This window comes from Terrihabitans aquatilis, from assembly GCF_052542005.1.
Genome location: NZ_JBOCUO010000002.1, coordinates 220,409 through 237,803 on the forward strand (window position 1 = coordinate 220,409; position 17,395 = coordinate 237,803).

General features: G+C 65.2%; 17 protein-coding genes. 5 read left to right on the forward strand and 12 right to left on the reverse strand.

The genetic code is table 11. The features are described 5' to 3' along the window. Positions 1–6 precede the first annotated feature (6 nt). Together ACQ6S1_RS07055 and ACQ6S1_RS07060 are read left to right on the forward strand one after the other, a co-directional pair. Positions 7–534 (forward strand): PACE efflux transporter, encoded by a 528-nt coding sequence (locus ACQ6S1_RS07055; protein ID WP_445040483.1) that lies wholly within the window; start codon positions 7–9, stop codon positions 532–534. 108 nt (positions 535–642) lie between these two features. Beyond that, positions 643–1,188, forward strand: a complete 546-nt coding sequence (locus ACQ6S1_RS07060) for an L-2-amino-thiazoline-4-carboxylic acid hydrolase (RefSeq protein WP_445040484.1) — start codon at positions 643–645, stop codon at positions 1,186–1,188. Here ACQ6S1_RS07060 and ACQ6S1_RS07065 read toward each other — a convergent pair. The 5 genes from ACQ6S1_RS07065 to ACQ6S1_RS07085 all read right to left on the reverse strand — a co-directional run bounded on the left by ACQ6S1_RS07065 (position 1,185) and on the right by ACQ6S1_RS07085 (position 7,546). Beyond that, positions 1,185–2,417 (reverse strand): Zn-dependent hydrolase, encoded by a 1,233-nt coding sequence (locus tag ACQ6S1_RS07065; protein ID WP_445040485.1) that lies wholly within the window; start codon positions 2,415–2,417, stop codon positions 1,185–1,187. The two genes, ACQ6S1_RS07060 and ACQ6S1_RS07065, sit on opposite strands and share 4 nt — an antisense overlap. 11 nt (positions 2,418–2,428) lie before the next feature. Then, the gene (locus tag ACQ6S1_RS07070) at positions 2,429–3,166 is read right to left on the reverse strand and encodes an ABC transporter ATP-binding protein (RefSeq protein WP_445040486.1); all 738 of its coding nucleotides are present in this window, start codon (positions 3,164–3,166) and stop codon (positions 2,429–2,431) included. Next, positions 3,150–3,989 (reverse strand): ABC transporter ATP-binding protein, encoded by an 840-nt coding sequence (locus ACQ6S1_RS07075; protein ID WP_445040487.1) that lies wholly within the window; start codon positions 3,987–3,989, stop codon positions 3,150–3,152. Before ACQ6S1_RS07075 ends, ACQ6S1_RS07070 begins: the two co-directional genes overlap by 17 nt. Next, positions 3,989–5,863: an ABC transporter permease gene (locus tag ACQ6S1_RS07080; RefSeq protein ID WP_445040488.1), complete on the reverse strand. Its 1,875-nt coding sequence runs from the start codon at positions 5,861–5,863 to the stop codon at positions 3,989–3,991. Before ACQ6S1_RS07080 ends, ACQ6S1_RS07075 begins: the two co-directional genes overlap by 1 nt. Positions 5,864–6,025: 162 nt before the next feature. After that, positions 6,026–7,546, reverse strand: coding sequence for a class I adenylate-forming enzyme family protein (locus tag ACQ6S1_RS07085; RefSeq protein WP_445040489.1), 1,521 nt, complete (start codon positions 7,544–7,546; stop codon positions 6,026–6,028). 164 nt (positions 7,547–7,710) lie between these two features. On the opposite strand from ACQ6S1_RS07085, the gene ACQ6S1_RS07090 reads away from it, so the two are divergent. Next, positions 7,711–8,844: an ABC transporter substrate-binding protein gene (locus ACQ6S1_RS07090; protein ID WP_445040490.1), complete on the forward strand. Its 1,134-nt coding sequence runs from the start codon at positions 7,711–7,713 to the stop codon at positions 8,842–8,844. A gap of 43 nt (positions 8,845–8,887) precedes the next feature. Here ACQ6S1_RS07090 and ACQ6S1_RS07095 read toward each other — a convergent pair whose 3' ends face one another. The 6 genes from ACQ6S1_RS07095 to ACQ6S1_RS07120 form a co-directional block, all read right to left on the reverse strand. After that, entirely contained in the window at positions 8,888–9,301 is a 414-nt protein-coding gene (locus ACQ6S1_RS07095; protein ID WP_445040491.1) for a PaaI family thioesterase, read from the reverse strand. Next, positions 9,298–10,305 carry a quinone oxidoreductase family protein gene (locus tag ACQ6S1_RS07100; protein ID WP_445040492.1) on the reverse strand — a complete coding sequence of 336 codons (1,008 nt, stop codon included), beginning with the start codon at positions 10,303–10,305 and terminating at the stop codon, positions 9,298–9,300. The genes ACQ6S1_RS07095 and ACQ6S1_RS07100 overlap by 4 nt, the downstream gene beginning before the upstream one ends. Before the next feature lie 200 nt (positions 10,306–10,505). Then, on the reverse strand, positions 10,506–11,948 hold the full coding sequence (locus tag ACQ6S1_RS07105) for an amidohydrolase family protein (protein ID WP_445040493.1): 1,443 nt from the start codon (positions 11,946–11,948) through the stop codon (positions 10,506–10,508). Positions 11,949–11,956: 8 nt separating this feature from the next. Next, positions 11,957–12,982 carry an ABC transporter substrate-binding protein gene (locus ACQ6S1_RS07110; RefSeq protein ID WP_445040494.1) on the reverse strand — a complete coding sequence of 342 codons (1,026 nt, stop codon included), beginning with the start codon at positions 12,980–12,982 and terminating at the stop codon, positions 11,957–11,959. A gap of 33 nt (positions 12,983–13,015) precedes the next feature. Next, entirely contained in the window at positions 13,016–13,792 is a 777-nt protein-coding gene (locus ACQ6S1_RS07115; RefSeq protein WP_445040495.1) for an ABC transporter permease, read from the reverse strand. A 1-nt stretch (position 13,793) separates the two neighbouring features. Then, positions 13,794–14,621 carry an ABC transporter ATP-binding protein gene (locus tag ACQ6S1_RS07120; RefSeq protein WP_445040496.1) on the reverse strand — a complete coding sequence of 276 codons (828 nt, stop codon included), beginning with the start codon at positions 14,619–14,621 and terminating at the stop codon, positions 13,794–13,796. 104 nt (positions 14,622–14,725) lie between these two features. On the opposite strand from ACQ6S1_RS07120, the gene ACQ6S1_RS07125 reads away from it, so the two are divergent. After that, positions 14,726–15,472 carry a GntR family transcriptional regulator gene (locus tag ACQ6S1_RS07125; protein WP_445040497.1) on the forward strand — a complete coding sequence of 249 codons (747 nt, stop codon included), beginning with the start codon at positions 14,726–14,728 and terminating at the stop codon, positions 15,470–15,472. A 6-nt stretch (positions 15,473–15,478) separates the two neighbouring features. Here ACQ6S1_RS07125 and ACQ6S1_RS07130 read toward each other — a convergent pair whose 3' ends face one another. Further along, the gene (locus tag ACQ6S1_RS07130) at positions 15,479–15,892 is read right to left on the reverse strand and encodes a nuclear transport factor 2 family protein (protein ID WP_445040498.1); all 414 of its coding nucleotides are present in this window, start codon (positions 15,890–15,892) and stop codon (positions 15,479–15,481) included. Positions 15,893–16,030: 138 nt separating this feature from the next. Here ACQ6S1_RS07130 and ACQ6S1_RS07135 point away from each other — a divergent pair, with 138 nt between their 5' ends. Beyond that, positions 16,031–17,290 carry an amidohydrolase family protein gene (locus tag ACQ6S1_RS07135; protein WP_445040499.1) on the forward strand — a complete coding sequence of 420 codons (1,260 nt, stop codon included), beginning with the start codon at positions 16,031–16,033 and terminating at the stop codon, positions 17,288–17,290. Positions 17,291–17,395 lie beyond the last annotated feature (105 nt).

Consider the following 17,395-nt stretch of genomic DNA (forward strand, 5'->3'; position numbering starts at 1 on the left):
TGGCCCATGCTCGCAATGAAACATGTCTGGGGCGGTCCAGCCTTCATCGTTGAAACCCTTGAGGTTTCGGGAGCCAGGATGTTCGCCCTCGAACCGCGTCTGCGGCGCGTTGTCTACGTCATCGTCTTCGAGATCATCGCCATTGCGAGTTCGACGCTCCTCCTGATGTTCCTGAGCGGTGGACCGGCGCAGGATTCCCTGCCGATCGCCATCATCGTCTCGGCCATCGCAATGATGTGGAACTATGCCTTCAACATGATGTTCGAGGCTTGGGAGCGCTGGCGCAAGATCTCCGAGCGAACTCTGAAGGTACGAATCCTCCACACGATCGGCTTCGAGCTCGGCCTGTTCGTCGTGATCGTTCCGCTTTACATGCTCTGGTATCGCGTCGGCTTTGTAGACGCCTTCATGATGGAGGCGGCGCTCCTTTTATTCTTTCTTGTTTATACGTTCGTGTTCACCTTCGTGTTCGACACGATTTTCGTGCTTCCCCAGCATTTTCAGGATCGCGAAAAACTCGATCTGAAGGCCTGAACGCCAACCGACCGGAGGGCGCTCGGCTATGCGAAGGGATGACAGACGCCGACGCCGTGATTATCTAGTTTCGTGATAGCTATGTCAGCAGATTTACGCAGGAACACGATGTCGAATTCGGCCTCTTTGACGAATGGTGCGGTGCCCCCGGCGCCGGGAGAGGGCGAACTCGGCATCCTCGCCCGCCGCCGGATCGAGGCGGGTATCATCCGCCCGATCTACCAGACCATGCGCGAGGAGCTCGGCGAGGAAATCGCCAACCGTGTGCTGGACAAGGCGATACGCGATGCGGCGATCGCGGCCGGCAAGAGCTTCGCCGAGAAGACGCCCGGCGGCACGAGCATGCGCAGCTTCATCGACCTGCAGCATTTGTGGACGCAGGACGATGCGCTGACCGTGGAGGTCGTGACCGCCAGCGACACTCGCTTCGATTACAATGTGCACCGCTGCCGCTACGCCGAAATGTACAAGGAAATGGGCCTCGGTTCGATCGGCCATCTCCTGTCGTGCAATCGCGATGGCACGTTCTGCGAGGGTTACGATCCGCGCATCAAGATGGAGCGCACCCAGACGATCATGGGCGGCGCCTCACACTGCGATTTCCGCTACACGCTCGATGAAAGCGCGCCAAGCGACGCCGCCACGCAGGATTAACGCGCCAGGTCGAGGGCCGCGTTCAGCAGAACATCGGCCCCGGCCGCGCAATGGTCCGGCTCGGCCCATTCCGCCTCGTTATGGCTGATGCCGTCTCGGCACGGAATGAAGATCATTCCCGACGGCACGGCGCCGGCGATGGCGCAGGCATCGTGCCCGGCGCCGGATGGAAGAAATCCGGGATCGTGCCCGAGCGCGCGAGCGGCGTTCTCGATCGAGGATAATATCGCCGGAGCGAACAGCACCGGATCCTTGGAAAACACCGGCTGGATCTGAATGGGGGTGTGCCGTCGCGTACCGATGGCCTGCGCGAGATCCCGCAGCGCGCCATCCAGCCGTGACAGCGCGTCGGCGTCGAAATGCCGAAATTCCAGCGTGAAACGGGCGCTGCCCGGTACCGTGTTGCGCGATCCCGGCTCAATCGACACTCTGCCGATCGTCCCGACAGCCTCCGGCCCCTCGGCCAGCACCAGCCGTTCGATGCCATTGGCCAGTTCCGCGAAGCTCGCCAGCGCATCGCGCCGCAACGTCATCGGCGTCGTTCCGGCATGCGCCTCGAAGCCTGCGATGACTACATCGTACCAGATCATGCCCTTGGCGCCGCCGACGACCCCGACGGTTTTGCCCTGGGCTTCGAGCACCGGCCCCTGTTCGATGTGCAGTTCGAGATAGGCCGAGAAGCGGCGCTGGCCGACATCCTCCTCGCCGGCATAGCCGATGGATGCCAAGGCTTCGCCCACGGACGTGCCCGCGCTGTCGCGCGCCGCAATCGCCGCCTCGAAGGGAAACGCGCCAGCATATACGCTCGACGCCATCATCGGTGGCGCAAAGCGCGCGCCTTCCTCGTTGGTCCAGTTGATCAGCGTCAGCGGAGCGTCCGTGACGATTCCCGCGTCATCGAGCGTGCGCAACGCCTCCAGCCCGGCCAGCACGCCGAGCACGCCGTCGAAGCGGCCGCCTTTCGGCTGGGTGTCGAGATGGGAGCCGATCGCCACCGCATCGCGCGCGGCGTTCCGGCCGGCGCGTGTGGCGAAGATCGTGCCCAGACGGTCGACGCGGACATCGAGCCCGAGCCCCCGGGCCTGAGCGCAGAACCAGTCCCGAACCGTGCCGTCGGTGGCCGTCAGCGCCTGCCGATCAAGCCCGTTGTTCGCCGTTGCGCCGAACCGCGCGGTGTCCTCGATCGTGCTCCAGAGACGCTGGGCATTGACGCGCAGGGGATTGTTCATCGGTGAGTTCCTCAGACGATCCCGAGATACGCGCGCCGGATGGCCTCGTTCTGCGAGAGTTCGGCCGCCGTGCCCTCCGCGATCACATGACCGTGCTGCAGCACATAGGCGCGGTCGGCCAGTTCCAGCGCCATGCGGGCGTTCTGCTCGACCAGCAGGATCGTGATCCCCTCGGCCTTCCACCGGGCCAGGACCTCGTAGACCCAATCGACGAATTTGGGGGACAGGCCCATCGAGGGCTCGTCGATGCACACGAAAGTCGGCCGGCGCAACCAAGCCCGACCCAGGGCCAGCATCTGCTGCTCGCCGCCGGACAAGGTGCCCGCCGCCTGCGCACGTCGCTCCTTCAGCAGCGGAAACCACTCGAACACGCGCTCCATCCCCTCGGTGACCTTGCGCGGTTCGCGCCGTACAGGGTAGGCGCCCAGAAGCAGGTTTTCCTCGACCGACATTTCGGGAAACACCCGGCGGCCTTCCGGGATGCTGGCCACGCCTTTCGCGATGATGTCGGCCGGCGCGAGGCGCGCAACGTCCTGACCGAAGACGCGGATGCTGCCACGCGTCGGTCGAACGAGGCCGAGCACGGATTTGGTCGTGGTCGACTTGCCGGACGCATTGCCACCGAGCACCGAGACGACCTCGCCCTGATGCACTTTCAGGCTGAGGCCGAACAGGGCCTGCACGGCGCCATAATGAACATCGATGCCGTCGATCTCGACGATTGCAGGCGTCTCAGCCGAGATGGGCATCGGCAAACCTTTCCTTCGTGCGCGCACGTCCGAGATAGGCCTCGACAACCTCCGGATGATCGAGGGCGTGGGATGGGGTGTCCTCAAGCAGCACCCGCCCCTGGTTCAGGACGACGACACGGTCCGCGATGCGCCGCACCAGTGAGAGCTTGTGCTCGATAACCAGCATTCCGAGTTGCGGGTAGAGCTGCCGCAGATCGAGCAGGAGCGTGGTCATCTCCTCCGTTTCCGTCGGGTTCATGCCGGCCGTCGGCTCGTCCAGCAGCAGGAAGCGCGGCTCGGCGACGAGGAGGCGGGCGATTTCAAGCCGCCGGCGGTTGGCGTAGGAGAGCGAAAAAGCCGGCTGGTCCCGCCGGGGCCAGAGCCGCTCGCCGAACAGTTTCAGCACCTCTTCCGCGCGTTCGGCCTGCTCGGCATTGCGACGCCGCCAAGAGGGCGTGCGCAGCAGGGCGGCGAAGGTTTCCGACGCCGGGTTGATCAGACCATGGCCACCCGACGACAGCACACGCGCCTGCGTGCCCACCAGCACGCTTTCCCACACGGTCAGCGCCGGAAAAACGCGAGAGGTCTGGAAGCTGCGCAGCAAGCCGCGCCGCGCCAGCCGGTCGGGAGAGAGATGGTCGATGCGCTCGCCCTCAAGCTCGATCGTTCCGCTGTCCGGCCGCTCGATGCCGCTGATCAGCTGGACAAGCGTGGATTTGCCCGCGCCGTTCGGCCCGATGAGGGCAACGCTCTGCCCGGACGACAGGGAGAAGCTGACATCGTCGGTGGCCTTCAGGCCGCCGAACGCCTTGGAGACATGCGAGAGGACGAGGCCGCTCATCAGCGCGCTCCCAGAAGGCCGAGCGGGCGCACCCGCAGCGTGATCAGAAGAATGAGGCCGTAGACGATCAGCCGGTAATCGTCGAAGCCGCGCAGCAGCTCGGGCACGACGGCAAGCGCGAAGCCGGCCAGGGCCGCGCCCGTGATGTTGCCGAGGCCGCCGAGCACCGCCATCGTCAGCAGCAGGATGGAGGTATCGACGTTGAAGCTCTCCGGGCTGACCACGGTCTGCACATAGGCGAAAAGGCCGCCGCCCATCCCGGCGAAGGCGCCGCTGACGGCGAAGGCCAGGAAGAGGTAGCGGTTGACGGGCACGCCCGCGGTCTGGGCGGCCAGCCGGTCTTCGCGGATCGCGCGCCAGACGCGCCCGATCTCCGACGCCACGAACCGCTCCATCACGACAAGGCCCAGCGTGACGAAGAACAGAACGAACCAGACCCGGCCCGGAAGCGTCGTCACCGTGAAGCCCCCGAGCAGGGAAAAGCCAGGCGCCGGGATGTTGAGGATGCCCATGGGCCCCCGCGTCACCGAGATCCAGTTGAGGAAGACGAGAAAGCCAATCTGCCCGATGGCGAGCGTGCCGAGCGCGACCGTGTGGCCGGACAGGCGCAGCAGCGGGATGGCTGCGATTGTCGCGACAGCTCCCGCGACCAGCGCCGATGCCAGAAGGGTGAGCTCGGCCGGCAGGCCGTAGGGACGCGCCAGCAGGGCCACGGCATAGGCGCCGATGCCGAAGAACGCGGCGTGGCCGATGGACAGGACGCCCGCCGCACCGGACACGAGGCTGACGCTCGCCGCAAGCAGAGCGAAGATCAGGCCATAGATGAAGGCTTGCAGGAAATATGGGCTCGTCACCACGAACGGCACGGCCGCCAGCGCGATGCCGACCAGGACGAGATAACGAGGGCGCAGGAAATAGGCCCGCTCCCGGCCGCGCTGGGCGGACGACGAGGCGAGAAGGCTGGTCGTCGGCATGGCACCCGCCGCAGCCCCTGCCCCACCCAGCGCGTCCAGTGTTTTCTTGCCGAGCAGGCCCTGCGGACGCACGAGCAGCATGACGAGCAGGAACGAGAACGCGATGGCGTCGCGCATGCTGTCGCCGACATAGCCGCTGGCGATGGCTTCGGTGATGCCGAGCAGCAACCCACCCAGCACCGCGCCCGGCATGCTGCTGAGGCCACCGATCAGCGCCGCCGCGAAGCCCTTCAGGCCGAAAGGCAGACCCATTTGCGGGAACACGCTTTGGAAATAGAGCGCGACCAGGATGCCGCTGATGGCGGCCAGCGCGCCCGAAAGTCCGAACGCGATCTGCCGCGCGCGGTCGGTGCGCACGCCCATCTGGGTCGCGGCGGCGGCGTCCTGCGCGGTGGCACGCAGCGCGCGGCCCGTCCATGTGCGCGACAGGAAGATACTGAGGCCGACCGTCACCGCGAGACCGAACAGGAAGATGCCGATATCGGTGCCGGTGACGTAGGCCGCACCGAAATAGAAGGTGGTATCGGGGAAGAAGGCGGGGAACGGCTGGCTTTGCGGAGACCAGATGATCTCGGCGCTCTGGTCGATGATTGTCGCGATGGCAAGCGTCGACAGGAACGGCGCGATATAGGCTGCGCCGGCCAGCGGACGGAGCGCGACCCGCTCGACGACGAGGCCGATGAGCGTCACCGTCACGATCGACAGCGCCGCGGCGGCCGGCAGCGGCAGACCGGCATTGACGCCCGTGAACGCCACGAACGCACCCAGCATGAACAGCGAGCCCTGCGCGAAATTGATGATGTTCGCGACACCGAAGATCAGGCTGAAACCAAGTGCGATGAGCGCGTAGACCTGGCCGATGGCCAGACCGTTCAGCACCTGGCTGAGAAAGAGTTCCATGACGTGCCGTGATCCTGGTTCGGCCCGGTTTCCGGAGAGGGGAAATGGCCGGCCGTTCGTTCAAAGAAAACTCGGCGGCGCGCGTGTGCACGCGCCGTGATGGTCGGCGGAACCGGCGTCTTCAAACAGGGGGCGCGGGTTTCCGGGATGGGAGCGGCGGGCTCACGCCGCGCTCGACCTCTGCTCGCCGCCGCCCCGGCCCACGGCCTCCCGCGCCATCGCCTTCAGCCGGGCACGATCGATCTTGTTGGTCTGCGCCAGCGGGATCGTCGGAAGGGTGAAGATGCGCCTCGGATGGAGGTAGGCCGGCGCCTGTTCGATGAACCAGGCCTTGACCTCCGCCTCGGGGATCTGGCCGCCATCGCGCGATACCACGAAGGCCACGGGCACTTCGTGCTTGAGGGCGTCCGGCACCGGCACGACGATGGCCTGCGCGATCGAGGGATGCGCTTCCAGCACCTTCTCGACTTCCGCCGGGTAGATGTTGTGGCCGCCTGAATTGAACATGTCGTCGGAGCGGCCGAGGAAATAGAGAAAGCCGTCGGCATCGCGGGTGACCACGTCGCGGCTGTCGTACCAGCCATCCTCGGACAGAACCGCGCTCGTCACCTCCGGCCGGTTCAGATAGCCGCGCATATTGGCGGGCGTGCGCATGTGCAGCACGCCGAGGCCGGGGCCTTCCAGCACAGCGCCGTCGTCACCCACAATGCGGATCATCTCCGGGAACAGCGGATAGCCGCACGACAGGCTGGGGCTTTCGCGGCCGTCCGGATGGCGGCCGAACACGGTGGGGCCGGCCTCCGTTGTCCCGTAGAAATTGGCGAATTCGGCGTTGGGAAACAGATGGCGCGCGCTGTTCACGAGAGCATCGCCATAGGGCGCCGAGCCGATGAACAGATAACGCACATTGGCGAACTCGCGCGGCACGGCATCGCCGATGTGCTGCGCCAGCATGGCGATCATGGTGGGAACGCCGGACACCCAGTCGCAGCGATAGGTGGCCAAGGCCGCAGCGAAGGAGGCGGGCGTGAAGCCGGGCAGAAGCACCACGCAGGCGCCGGTGAAGAAGCTGCGCTTGATATTGAACAGCGCATTCATGTGGAACAGGGGCGCGGCCACCATCACGCGGAAGCTGCCAGGGTCGCGAATGATCTTGGCCCCTTCCACAACGGCCCAATGCTGCCCGCTGTGCGACAGCGGAACGCCCTTGGGCGTGCCGGTCGAGCCCGACGTGTAGAGGATCTGCGCGATGGTCTCGTCATCGACCTCGGCGGGCTGGATGGAGCCCGCATCGTGCAGCTCATCCCAGGCCGGGCTGCCGATCACGATCTGGTCCACGCTCGCGATCTGGCGCGGGACGTCCGTCAGGACGAGGTCGATGGCGGCATCCGGAATGAGGAAGTCGAGAGCGTCCTGGCTGGCCCTGGGGTTGAAGGGAACGATGGTTCCCCCGGCCCGCATCACGGCGAAATAGACAAAGACGTAATTGGCGCTGTTGCTGGCGAGAACGGCAACGCGGAAATCCGGCCTCGCGAAGCGGGCCCGAAGCCCCCGCGCCAGCGCGCTGACCCGGCTGCGCACATCCCCGTAGGTGAAGACGTTGCACCCGCCATCGACGACTTCGATGAGCGCGACATCATGGTCGCGCCCGCCGTCCAATACGCTGGACAAATTCGCGGTCACTGTTATTACGCCTCGTTGATCCCGAATTGCCTATTGCATGGATATATAAAACTAGCAAATTATACGCTAGTATTATGTGACAGTGCGAAACCATCAATTACAACGTGTAATTAGGCGTGTGATGGCTCATCGGGGCCGTGCGTCCGAACTCGGGACTTAGGCTCATGATTATTGGTCGTCGTTCATTGCTGGGCGGTCTGGGCGTGCTGCTCGCCTCCAGCGTTTTTTCCGTCCCTCCGGCACGGGCGGAGGACCCTGTCGTTGTGGGCCTGCTGGCGCCGCTGACCGGCAATGTCGCAAATTTCGGCGAGCGCTTCCGCGAGTCGATCGTCCTGTTCGAGGAGCAGGTGAACGCGGCCGGCGGGGTCGAGGGTCGGCCCCTGAAGATCCTCATCGAGGATGACCGCAATTCACCCAAGGAAGCGGCCAGCATCGCGCAGAAATTCGCATCGACGCCGGGCCTCGTCCTCACCATCGGAAGCTTCTCGACCACGGCATCTCTGGCGGCGGCGCCCATCCTGCGCGACGCCAAGATCCCCCAGATCAGCCCCTCGTCGTCGCATCCCGATTTTCCGAAGTTCAGCGATTATCAGTTCCGCCAGAACACCCGGCAGGACCTGCTCGCCGCGCGGCACGGCGATCTCGTGCTCGACAAGCTCGGCGCGAAGCGCATCGTGATCCCGCACTTCCAGGACGATTGGGGCCAGGTGACGGCGACGCTCACCAAGGCCGAGATCGAGAAGCGCGGCGGCGAGGTCTTGCTGGTCGAGGCCATCGCACCCAATTCGCGCGATTTCCGTCCGCTCATCAGCAAGATCAAGTCGCTGAAGCCGGATGCGATCTTCCTGCCCGTGCATTACCAGGAAGCGGCTGCCTTCGTGCAGCAGGTTCGCCAGGCCGGCGTGACCATCCCGATCGGCGCGCCCGATCCGCTCAGCAATCCGAAGTTCCTCGAACTGGCGGGCGCATCGGCGGAAGGTATTCTTCTGTACACGAGCTTCTTTGCCGATGATCCGCGCCATGCGGATTTCGTGAATGCCTACAAGGCGAAGTACACCCATTTGCCGGACCAGTATTCGGGCCTTGCCTGGGATTCGATCAGCGTGGGCGTGAACGCGATTCGCGAGGTCATCCGCAGCGGCAAGGAAGTCACCGGGCAGAACGTGCGCGACGCGCTGGCCAATGCGCCGGCCTTCGAGGGCGTGACGGGAACGACGAAATACGACGAGAACCGGGAGGTGAACAAGGAAATCACCTATATCCGGATCAAGAACGGCGCTTACGTTCTCGACAAGTAAGGTGAACCGGCGCTGCCTTACCGGGCGGCGCCGATCCAGTGCCCTAACCGGTCGCGGCGCTGTAGGTGCCGCGGCCGACCGCCACAAGGCGGTCCTTGTCGTCAAGGATATCGATATCCACGACGCCCAAAGTGCGCCCGCTGCGCCGGATATGAGCCCGGCCGCGCAGGAACGCCCCGACCGCCGGCCGCAGATAATCCACCCTGAGATTGATGGTCGGCACCATGCCCTCGGCCACCACCGTCATCGCGAGATCGCCTGTGGTGTCGATGAAGGCCGCGATGACGCCGCCATGGAATTGCGTGCCATCCTCGAGGCGATCGAAATCGCGACGATGCACGATCTCGGTGTCGACCTGCGTGGCGTCGGCGTCGATGGCAACGACCCGGATGCCGAGCCAGCGATGATAGGGCGCCGTATCGACGATGGTCTGGAGAGCGCTGACGGAGAGGCTCATACTTCCAGCACCACTTTGCCGAAGAACTGCCGGTCGATCAGCGTCTGCAGCCCCTCACGCATCTGCGACAAGGGCAGAACACGGTCGATGACGGGATCGAGCTCGCCCTTCGAGACGAGATCGAGCAAGGTCACCTGATCCTGGGGCTGCCACGCATTGGAGCCGACGATCGACAGCTCGAACGACCAGATGTAGCGGATGTCTTCCTTCGGATCGTAGCCCGCCGTCGCACCGCAGGTGATCATGCGGCCGAACCGCTTGAGCACGCGCAGGCTCTTGGTCCAAGTCTCGCCGCCGATGTAATTGACCACGACATCGACACCGCCGCCATCGCCCCAGATGCGCGGCTTGCCGAATTCGCGATGCACATAGGTCACGAAGTCTTCAGCGGAGGTATCGATCACCCGGTCGGCGCCGATATCGAGCAGCTTCTGGGCCTTGTCCGCCGAACCGGCCGCCGCGATGACATAGGCACCGCGCTGCTTGGCAAGCTGGACAATGGCCGTACCCACGCCACCCGTCGCGCCGAGCACGAGCACCGTTTCACCCGCCGCGATCTTGCCGCGCACATCCACAAGGCGCAGCGCCGTGCCATAGGCGATCGGAAGCGCCGCCGCCTGCACGAAGGACACGTTGTCGGGGATCTTCACGAGCCATTCCTCAGGGACCGCGAGCAATTCCGCAGCGCCGCCGGGCAGCGTCTCGCCCACCATACCGATGCCGGGCCGATACGGCACGACCTGCACGCGATCGCCGGGCACGAATTGCGGGCTTGCGATGTCGGGGGCGGCTTCGACGATCTCACCGGCGATGTCGCCACCCGGGATCATCGGCAACGGGGTCTTGAGGCCCGGTATGCCGCGCAGGATCATCGGATCGAAGCCGTTGAGCGCCACGGCGCGCACCCGGACCAAATAATGCCCCGGCGGCACGGCGAGATCGTCGACATCCTCGTAGACGATCTCCTCCGGCCCGCCATGGCGGTGAAATCTGATAGCCTTCATCGGTCAGCTCCTTGAAACGTCCGGCTCGTATACAAGCTGGCTCGACATTTGGAAGGGCTATGCTCTGATCCTTTATGTGGAGAGCTGGGTTGCCGCATTTAGCGAATGTTATTATGGCGGCTGCACGCAATAGCTCCTCTCTCGCCCGTCCATATCGGGGTGAGCGGCCTCGCTGGCTCTCGAAATTTTAAAACCGCGCCTCAGCAGCAACCGGCAAACGCGCCGTACCAGCGCGCGAGCGCCGCACGATAGGGCGACCATGCAGCTTCGAGCGCATGATTGCGATCGCCCCGGAACAATTGCCGGAGTTCGTCCTGCAAGAGGTCGAGATCGACCCCGGTCGGCTGCCCGTCCTGCACGATCGTGCGCCCTGCGACCACAACCTCGCGGATGGCGGAGAGATTGCCGCGCGCGAACAGCATCTTCACCGGATCCACGGGCATGATGCGGTCGCGGTCCAGCACATCGAGATCGAGCACCGCGAAATCGGCCGGCGCGCCAGAGGCGATGCGCCCATCGCCGGGCGCGCCAATCGAGCGGCGGCCATTGGCGATCATCGCATCGAGAAACGTCTCCTGCGTCCAGGTGCGCTCGAAACCCCAGCCGCCATGCATGGCCTGCACGAGGCGCATTTCGCGCAGGGCATCGTCGTCCTCGTCGAAGGCGAGCCCGTCCACGCCGACCGCGATGGCGCAGCCGCGCCGGTGCGCGTCTCCGATCGGGGCAAGGCCCGACCGGATGTGCAGGTTCGAGGAGAAATTGGTGACGATCGCCGCACCGGCCTCGGCGATCATATCGAGCTCATCCGGGCGCGCGTGAACGCAATGCGCAAGAGTGAGACGCGGGGACAGCAGGCCGATCTCGCGAAGATGACGGACCACTCCGCCGGGAAATTCGCGGTCGGCCCAGACGCGCTGAAGCCCGGTTTCGAGGAGGTGCATGTGCACGCGCCGCCCCGTCGCCGCGGAGCGCTCGGCAATCGTCTCCAGCAAGGCGCGCGAGCACCATTGCACGCCAGCCGGGCCGTATTGCACGTCGACCATCGGCCCCGCGATCTCGGCCGCGATGGAATCGACAAGGTCGACATAGTCGCGCGGTCCGGGCGGGGGGCGGCGGAACACCGCCTCGATGGTGCGGCGCGCCTCCTCCGGCAATTCGGCCAGAACGCCGGCCTCGTCGCCATAGACGAGCGGGTTGCGATCACGCACCGCAAGCGCGAACGCGATGCGGACGCCGACATCGCGGGCCGCGCGGGCGATCTCGCGCGCCTCGCTCACGAGATCCATGCGACCGCTCGGGCGAGTGTAATGCACCATGACCGACCCGCAGCCCGCGCGTGCGGAGCGTGCCAACGAGACGGCGGCGGCGAGATAGGGGTCTGGCGGCGTCGCGAACGAGGCGCGCGGCAGCCAGAGTTCGAGCGGCATGTCGGCCGCGCCGAACGACGACATGGCCGGCCGCGCGTGATCGTGGGCGTTGACGAGCGCGGGGATCAGGAGGCGTCGACGTTCGGCCGCCTCCGGACAGCGCTCGACCGCATCGATGATCCCGTCCGAATGGCGGACGCGGACGCCATTCGCGGCGAGATTGTCCGCCCCGCAGAACGCGTCGGAAACGTCCGTGATGCGTGTCGGGGCGGACATGGCACTCCTCAGTTCTTGGTGTAGACGAGGCTGCGCTCGTCGCGCGGCGGAAGGAAATCGCGCGAGAAGATTTCAGCCGAGGTGGGCGTGCGCTTCAAATCGTAGCCTTCAACCACAAAGCCGATGGCCCGCGTCATGCGGTCGTCATTGATGTCACCGACGCCGATCTCCTTCATCTCGTCGGAAACGATCAGCTTCTCGAACGAATATTGCAGGCGGCGCTTCTCGACGTCCGCATTGATGAGGTTGTCGAAGTTCACGGCTGCCTTCATGCCGGCATCCTGGTCCTTGCCGATCTCGATCAGGGCCTTGTTGACGGCCCGCACCAGACCGCGCACCGCTTCGGGCTTCTCGGTCAAGAGCTTGCGTGAAACCATGACGCCGTTGGAATACAGATCGAGGCCGAAATCACCGAACTGGAACCAGCGGTAATCCTTGTCCGGGTCCTGGCGATTGAGCACGAGGTTGAAATAGCTCGTGATGTTGAAGACCAGCGCGCCGTCGATGTCGCCGCGGATCATCATCGGCTCCTGAAGGTTCGGCGCCATGTTCGACACATTGATCTTGGACATGTCGAGCCCGTTCTTCTTGGCGAACACCGGCAGCAGGCGGGTGGTCGGCGTGCCTTGCGCCCCGCCGAGCGTGCGGCCCTCGAAATCCTCGGGCTTCTCGATGCCGCTCGTCGCTTTCGTCACCACCGCGAAGGGCGGCTGGTTCCACATCATGTAGACCATGACGGGGGCGTCCTCGGGCCGGGTTGCCGAGTTCTGGATGATGGCGTTTACGTCGCCGAAGCCGGCATCATAGGCGCCGCCCATGATGCGGGTGACGGTAGCGCCCGAGCCCTCGCCCTGGTCGATGACGACGTTCAGCCCCTCTTCCTTGAAGTAACCCTTGTCCTTGGCGAGGAAGAAGGGTGCATCCGACCCTTGCGTCTTCCAGCCCAGCGTGAAGCGGATCGTCGTGTCCTGAGCGAATGCGGTGCCCGTCATCAGGACGCCCGCGATGAGGCCTGCGGCCAGCTTTCTCAACATTGATTCTCTCCTGTGGACTTGGTGGGCAAAGGATCAGGCCGCCGCGAAATCGTTCTTGCGGGTGGCCCAGCCGGTGAGCCGGCCCTCGATGAGGGAAAAGGCGACGTAGAGCGCGACGCCGAGCGCCGCGAGGATGAACAGGCCCGCGAACACCAGCGGCACGTCGAAGTTCGAGGAGGCGCTCATCATCACATTGCCGATGCCGCGATTGGACGCGACCGTTTCGGCCAGCACCGTGCCGACGAAGGCGTAGGTGATCGCGACCTTCAGCGAGGCGAAGAAGAACGGCATGGTGCGCGGCAGGCCGACGTTCCACAGGATGTCGAGCTTGGACGCGCCGAGCGCCTTCAGCACGTCCTCCATCTCGGGCTCGGTCGTCGCGAGGCCGGTGGCGATGTTGACGACGATCGGGAAGAAGCAGATCGACAGCGAGGTCAACACCGCCGGCACGGTGCCCGAGCCGAACCAAAGCACGAAGATCGGCACCACCGCGACCTTGGGGATCGAGGAAAAGCCGATCAGCAGCGGATAGGCCGTCTCGTAGGCGACGCGCGAAACGCCGATCACCGCGCCCAGCAGCACCCCGAGCGCCACGCCGAGCACGAAGCCGGTCATGGTGGTCAGCACCGTCTGGATGATATGCGGCCACAGCACCGGCAGGCGGGCGATGAGCGTTTCGAGCACCTGCGTGGGGCGCGGCAGGATGAGGTCGGACATGCCGGACGCCAGGCAGAACACCTCCCACCCGACGAAGAACCCCACGATCAGCAGGCCGGCCCATACTTTCTGTTTCAGGCGAAGATCGATCATGTCAGGCCACCACGGGCTGGGAGGAGGTGCGCGCCTCGACGATCAGGCCGCGCAGGCGCTGATTGAGCGCCACGAAATCGGGCTCGAAGGTTTGTGCGACGGTGCGCGGGCGTGGGAAATCGACGGGGCTGTCGTCGATGACCCGACCGGGCCGCGCGCTCATCACGCAGATGCGGCTGGCCAGCACGCCTGCCTCGCGCAGATCGTGCGTGACGAGCAGCACTGTGGGGCGATGGGTGAGCCACAGATCCTGCAGGATCATCCACAGCTCCTCACGCGTGAACTGGTCGAGCGCGCCGAAGGGCTCGTCGAGCAGGAGCAGGCGCGGCTCGTGGATCAGCGCGCGGCAGAGATTGGCGCGCTGCAGCATCCCGCCCGAGAGCTGCCACGGATAGCTTTTGGCAAAACCCTTCAGCCCGACCTGCTCCAGCAGAGCATGCGCCTTGTCCCGGAACGCCCCGCGCTTCTTGGCGCGGAACTCCGAGCGGAACGGCTGCACGATCTTGAGCGGAAGCATCACGTTCTGCTCGATCGTCATCCAGGGCAGCATGGTGGGGTTCTGGAAGGCCATGCCGATGCGCAGCGCCTTGGCCGCGACCTCGCGTCCGCCGACGATGACGGCACCGTCCGAGGGCTGGATCAGGCCGCTCGCAAGGCGAAGAATGGTGGACTTGCCGCAGCCCGACGGCCCGACGAGCGCGACGAATTCGCCGTCGGGAATACGCATCGTGGTGGGCGCCAGGGCCGCGACCCGGTTATCGCCGCGCCCGAATGTGACGGCCGCGGCGGAGAGTTCGATAGCTGTGGGGTGGGTGTGCATGCTGCTCATGATGGAAAGTGCATGCAAGCAGGATGCCAGTTTGCATCGACCCGGTTGCGGGGCAGCCATTACGGGCGCTAATCTGGGATGGAGAACAGGATCCGGGAGCCGACATGGCAGCCACGCGCGTGAACGGGGAAAAAAGAGGCGACCGGGTCGGCGTGATCTGCCGCGCGCTGCGCCGCGCCATCATCGAGCAGGCTCTGCAACCCGGGGCGAAACTGCCGGAAGATGCACTGGGTGAACGCTTCGGCGTCAGCCGCACCATCGCGCGCCATGCGCTCGGTCAGCTCGCCTCCGAGGGCCTGGTGGAATTGCGCCGCAACCGCATTGCGGTGGTGGCCACGCCGAGCTGGGAGGAGGCACGCGATGCCTTTGATGTGCGGCTGGAGCTGGAGCGCCTCGTTGTGCGCCAGCTTGCCGGACAATTGAGCAAGGCGCAGATCGCGGCGCTGCACGCCCATGTCGATGCCGAGGAGGCCGCGCGCGGCGGTCCCGGCCCGATCTCGATCCGGCTCGCCACCGAGTTCCATATCCTTCTCGCGGAGATGACGCAGAGCCCGATCCTGATCCGCTATGTGGGGGAGATCGCCTATCGCTGCTGCCTGACGCTCTCGCTCTTCAGCCGCCCACATTCCTCGGACTGCGCGGTGGCGGAGCATCGCGACATCATCCATGCACTCGAAGCCGGAGATGCCGAGAGGGTGATCGGGCTGATGCACCACCACATTGCCGCCGTGGCCGACCGGGCGCTCGTCGCGCCCGGGAAACCGCGCGGCCTCGACATCATGGACATCCTGGCCCCTTACGCCGAGGAGGCCGATCCCGCACCGCGGCCGGCCCGGGCCGCCGCCGGATAAGGCACCTCAGGGCGCGACCGCCCCGCTGGCGACCAGCAGCCGCTCGGCGCTGTCGTTCCACACATCCATCTTCACGATCAGCCCGTCGCGCACGACGAAGCGGTCGACGTAGCGATTGCCCTCGAAGGGCGTGCCGTCGAGCCATTCGCCATAGAGCGTGCCGACGCTGTAGACCACCGTCTCGCCGTCGGCGGGAGCCACGTCGAAACGCTCCATGCGCTTCTTCACCCATTTGTAGCGGCTGGCGTTGAAGGCCGTCGGACCGCGCGGATGATCGAAAACGCGGCCGCCCGTAAACGTGATTTCGGTGCCGGGCTTCATGTATTGCGCCGCGGAATCGGGGTCGGGAATCATGCTGGCCTCCAGATAGAGGCGCACGATTTCCGCGTTGCGGTCGGCGGCTGACGGGTTCTCGGTCATTGGATCCTCCTGGGACCATCAAATTAAACCCGCAGATCACAACATGTATGCACTTTATCGCGCCAAGTGTGCGCATTTTATGTGCGCGTGTGCGCCCATCTTTGCGATATTCTCGCATCCGCACCGTATGACCACCGGATGATTATGCCCCTTCAGCTTCTCCTTCGCGATGTCCGCCTGCTCGACCGCACCGGCCGCTTCGACATCGGCATTTCGGACGGCCGCATCGTGGACATCGCGTCCTCGATCTCCGGCGATCACCACCATCTCGATCTCGGTGGCGCGTTGATCGTTCCCGGGCTCGTCGACAGCCACGTGCATCTCGACAAGGCCTGCCTGCTCGATCGCTGCGACCCGGCACTCGGTGACCTTTCGGCGGCCATCGCGGCAGTGTCGCGGATGAAGGCGGAATTCACCGAGGAGGATGTCTATGAGCGGGGCGCGCGGGTGCTCGAAAGCGCGATCGCCCACGGCACGACGCATATGCGCACGCATCTGGAGATCGATCCGGCAATCGGCCTGCGCAGCTTCGCGGCTGTGCGCCGTCTCAAGCGGGATTATGCCTGGGCCATCGATCTCGACATCTGCGTCTTCCCACAGGAGGGAATGACGAATTATCCAGGCACCGAAGAACTGTTGATAGAGGCCATCGAAAGGGGCGCGGACCTTCTCGGCGGCTGCCCTTACACCGACAGCGATCCGGCGCAGCAGATCGAGATCCTGTTCACGCTCGCACGCCGCTACGACCTCGACCTCGATTTCCATCTCGACTTCGATCTCGACCCTTCCTGGATGCATCTCGATTTGATCTGCCTCGCGACCGAGCGCTCGGGCTGGGGCGGCCGGGTCGCCATAGGGCACGTCACCAAATTGTCCGCCGTACCGCCGGAAACGCTGGAAACGATCGCACAGCGCCTGGCGCAATGCGGAGTTGCGGTCACGGTGCTGCCCGCGACGGATCTGTATCTGATGGGGCGCGGATGCAGCCACCACGTGCCGCGCGGGCTGGCACCGGCGCACCGCCTGATGGCAAAGGGCGTCAATTGCTCGATCGCCACGAACAACGTCCTGAATCCGTTCACGCCCTTCGGCGACGCGTCCCTGATCAGGATGGCGAATTTCTACGCCAACGTCGCGCAGGTCGATCCGGCGGGCTTCCGCACCTGCCTGGATCTCGTCACCACCGCTCCGGCCCGCCTGATGAACCTGAAAGACTACGGCGTGCATGTGGGCGCCACTGCCGACATGATCGCCCTGCGCTCGCAGGACGCGACAAACGCGGTCGCGCAGGGTTTGGCCCCGATTGCCGGCTTCAAGGCCGGCCGCCAGACCTTCGAGAGACCGGCCCCGCGCCTGCTTAAACCCTCAATGTCAGGTGGCCCATCCGACAAGGCCTAAGGGCACCTTGCGAAGATGACGAAGGTATCGCGGGAACCAAAGAGGGAATTTGGGCGCTGATGGTGGGGAACCATCCCACAACCAGTCCATCCTCGACGGAATGCC

Coding starts and splice junctions, on each gene's coding strand:
- ACQ6S1_RS07130 (WP_445040498.1), bottom strand. CDS start 15,892: ATGACCGAGAACCCGTCAGCCGCCGACCGCAACGCGGAAATCGTGCGC.
- ACQ6S1_RS07110 (WP_445040494.1), bottom strand. CDS start 12,982: ATGTTGAGAAAGCTGGCCGCAGGCCTCATCGCGGGCGTCCTGATGACG.
- ACQ6S1_RS07090 (WP_445040490.1), top strand. CDS start 7,711: ATGATTATTGGTCGTCGTTCATTGCTGGGCGGTCTGGGCGTGCTGCTC.
- ACQ6S1_RS07115 (WP_445040495.1), bottom strand. CDS start 13,792: ATGATCGATCTTCGCCTGAAACAGAAAGTATGGGCCGGCCTGCTGATC.
- ACQ6S1_RS07125 (WP_445040497.1), top strand. CDS start 14,726: ATGGCAGCCACGCGCGTGAACGGGGAAAAAAGAGGCGACCGGGTCGGC.
- ACQ6S1_RS07135 (WP_445040499.1), top strand. CDS start 16,031: ATGATTATGCCCCTTCAGCTTCTCCTTCGCGATGTCCGCCTGCTCGAC.
- ACQ6S1_RS07100 (WP_445040492.1), bottom strand. CDS start 10,305: ATGAAGGCTATCAGATTTCACCGCCATGGCGGGCCGGAGGAGATCGTC.
- ACQ6S1_RS07060 (WP_445040484.1), top strand. CDS start 643: ATGTCGAATTCGGCCTCTTTGACGAATGGTGCGGTGCCCCCGGCGCCG.
- ACQ6S1_RS07055 (WP_445040483.1), top strand. CDS start 7: ATGCTCGCAATGAAACATGTCTGGGGCGGTCCAGCCTTCATCGTTGAA.
- ACQ6S1_RS07095 (WP_445040491.1), bottom strand. CDS start 9,301: ATGAGCCTCTCCGTCAGCGCTCTCCAGACCATCGTCGATACGGCGCCC.
- ACQ6S1_RS07080 (WP_445040488.1), bottom strand. CDS start 5,863: ATGGAACTCTTTCTCAGCCAGGTGCTGAACGGTCTGGCCATCGGCCAG.
- ACQ6S1_RS07105 (WP_445040493.1), bottom strand. CDS start 11,948: ATGTCCGCCCCGACACGCATCACGGACGTTTCCGACGCGTTCTGCGGG.
- ACQ6S1_RS07120 (WP_445040496.1), bottom strand. CDS start 14,621: ATGAGCAGCATGCACACCCACCCCACAGCTATCGAACTCTCCGCCGCG.
- ACQ6S1_RS07070 (WP_445040486.1), bottom strand. CDS start 3,166: ATGCCCATCTCGGCTGAGACGCCTGCAATCGTCGAGATCGACGGCATC.
- ACQ6S1_RS07075 (WP_445040487.1), bottom strand. CDS start 3,989: ATGAGCGGCCTCGTCCTCTCGCATGTCTCCAAGGCGTTCGGCGGCCTG.
- ACQ6S1_RS07065 (WP_445040485.1), bottom strand. CDS start 2,417: ATGAACAATCCCCTGCGCGTCAATGCCCAGCGTCTCTGGAGCACGATC.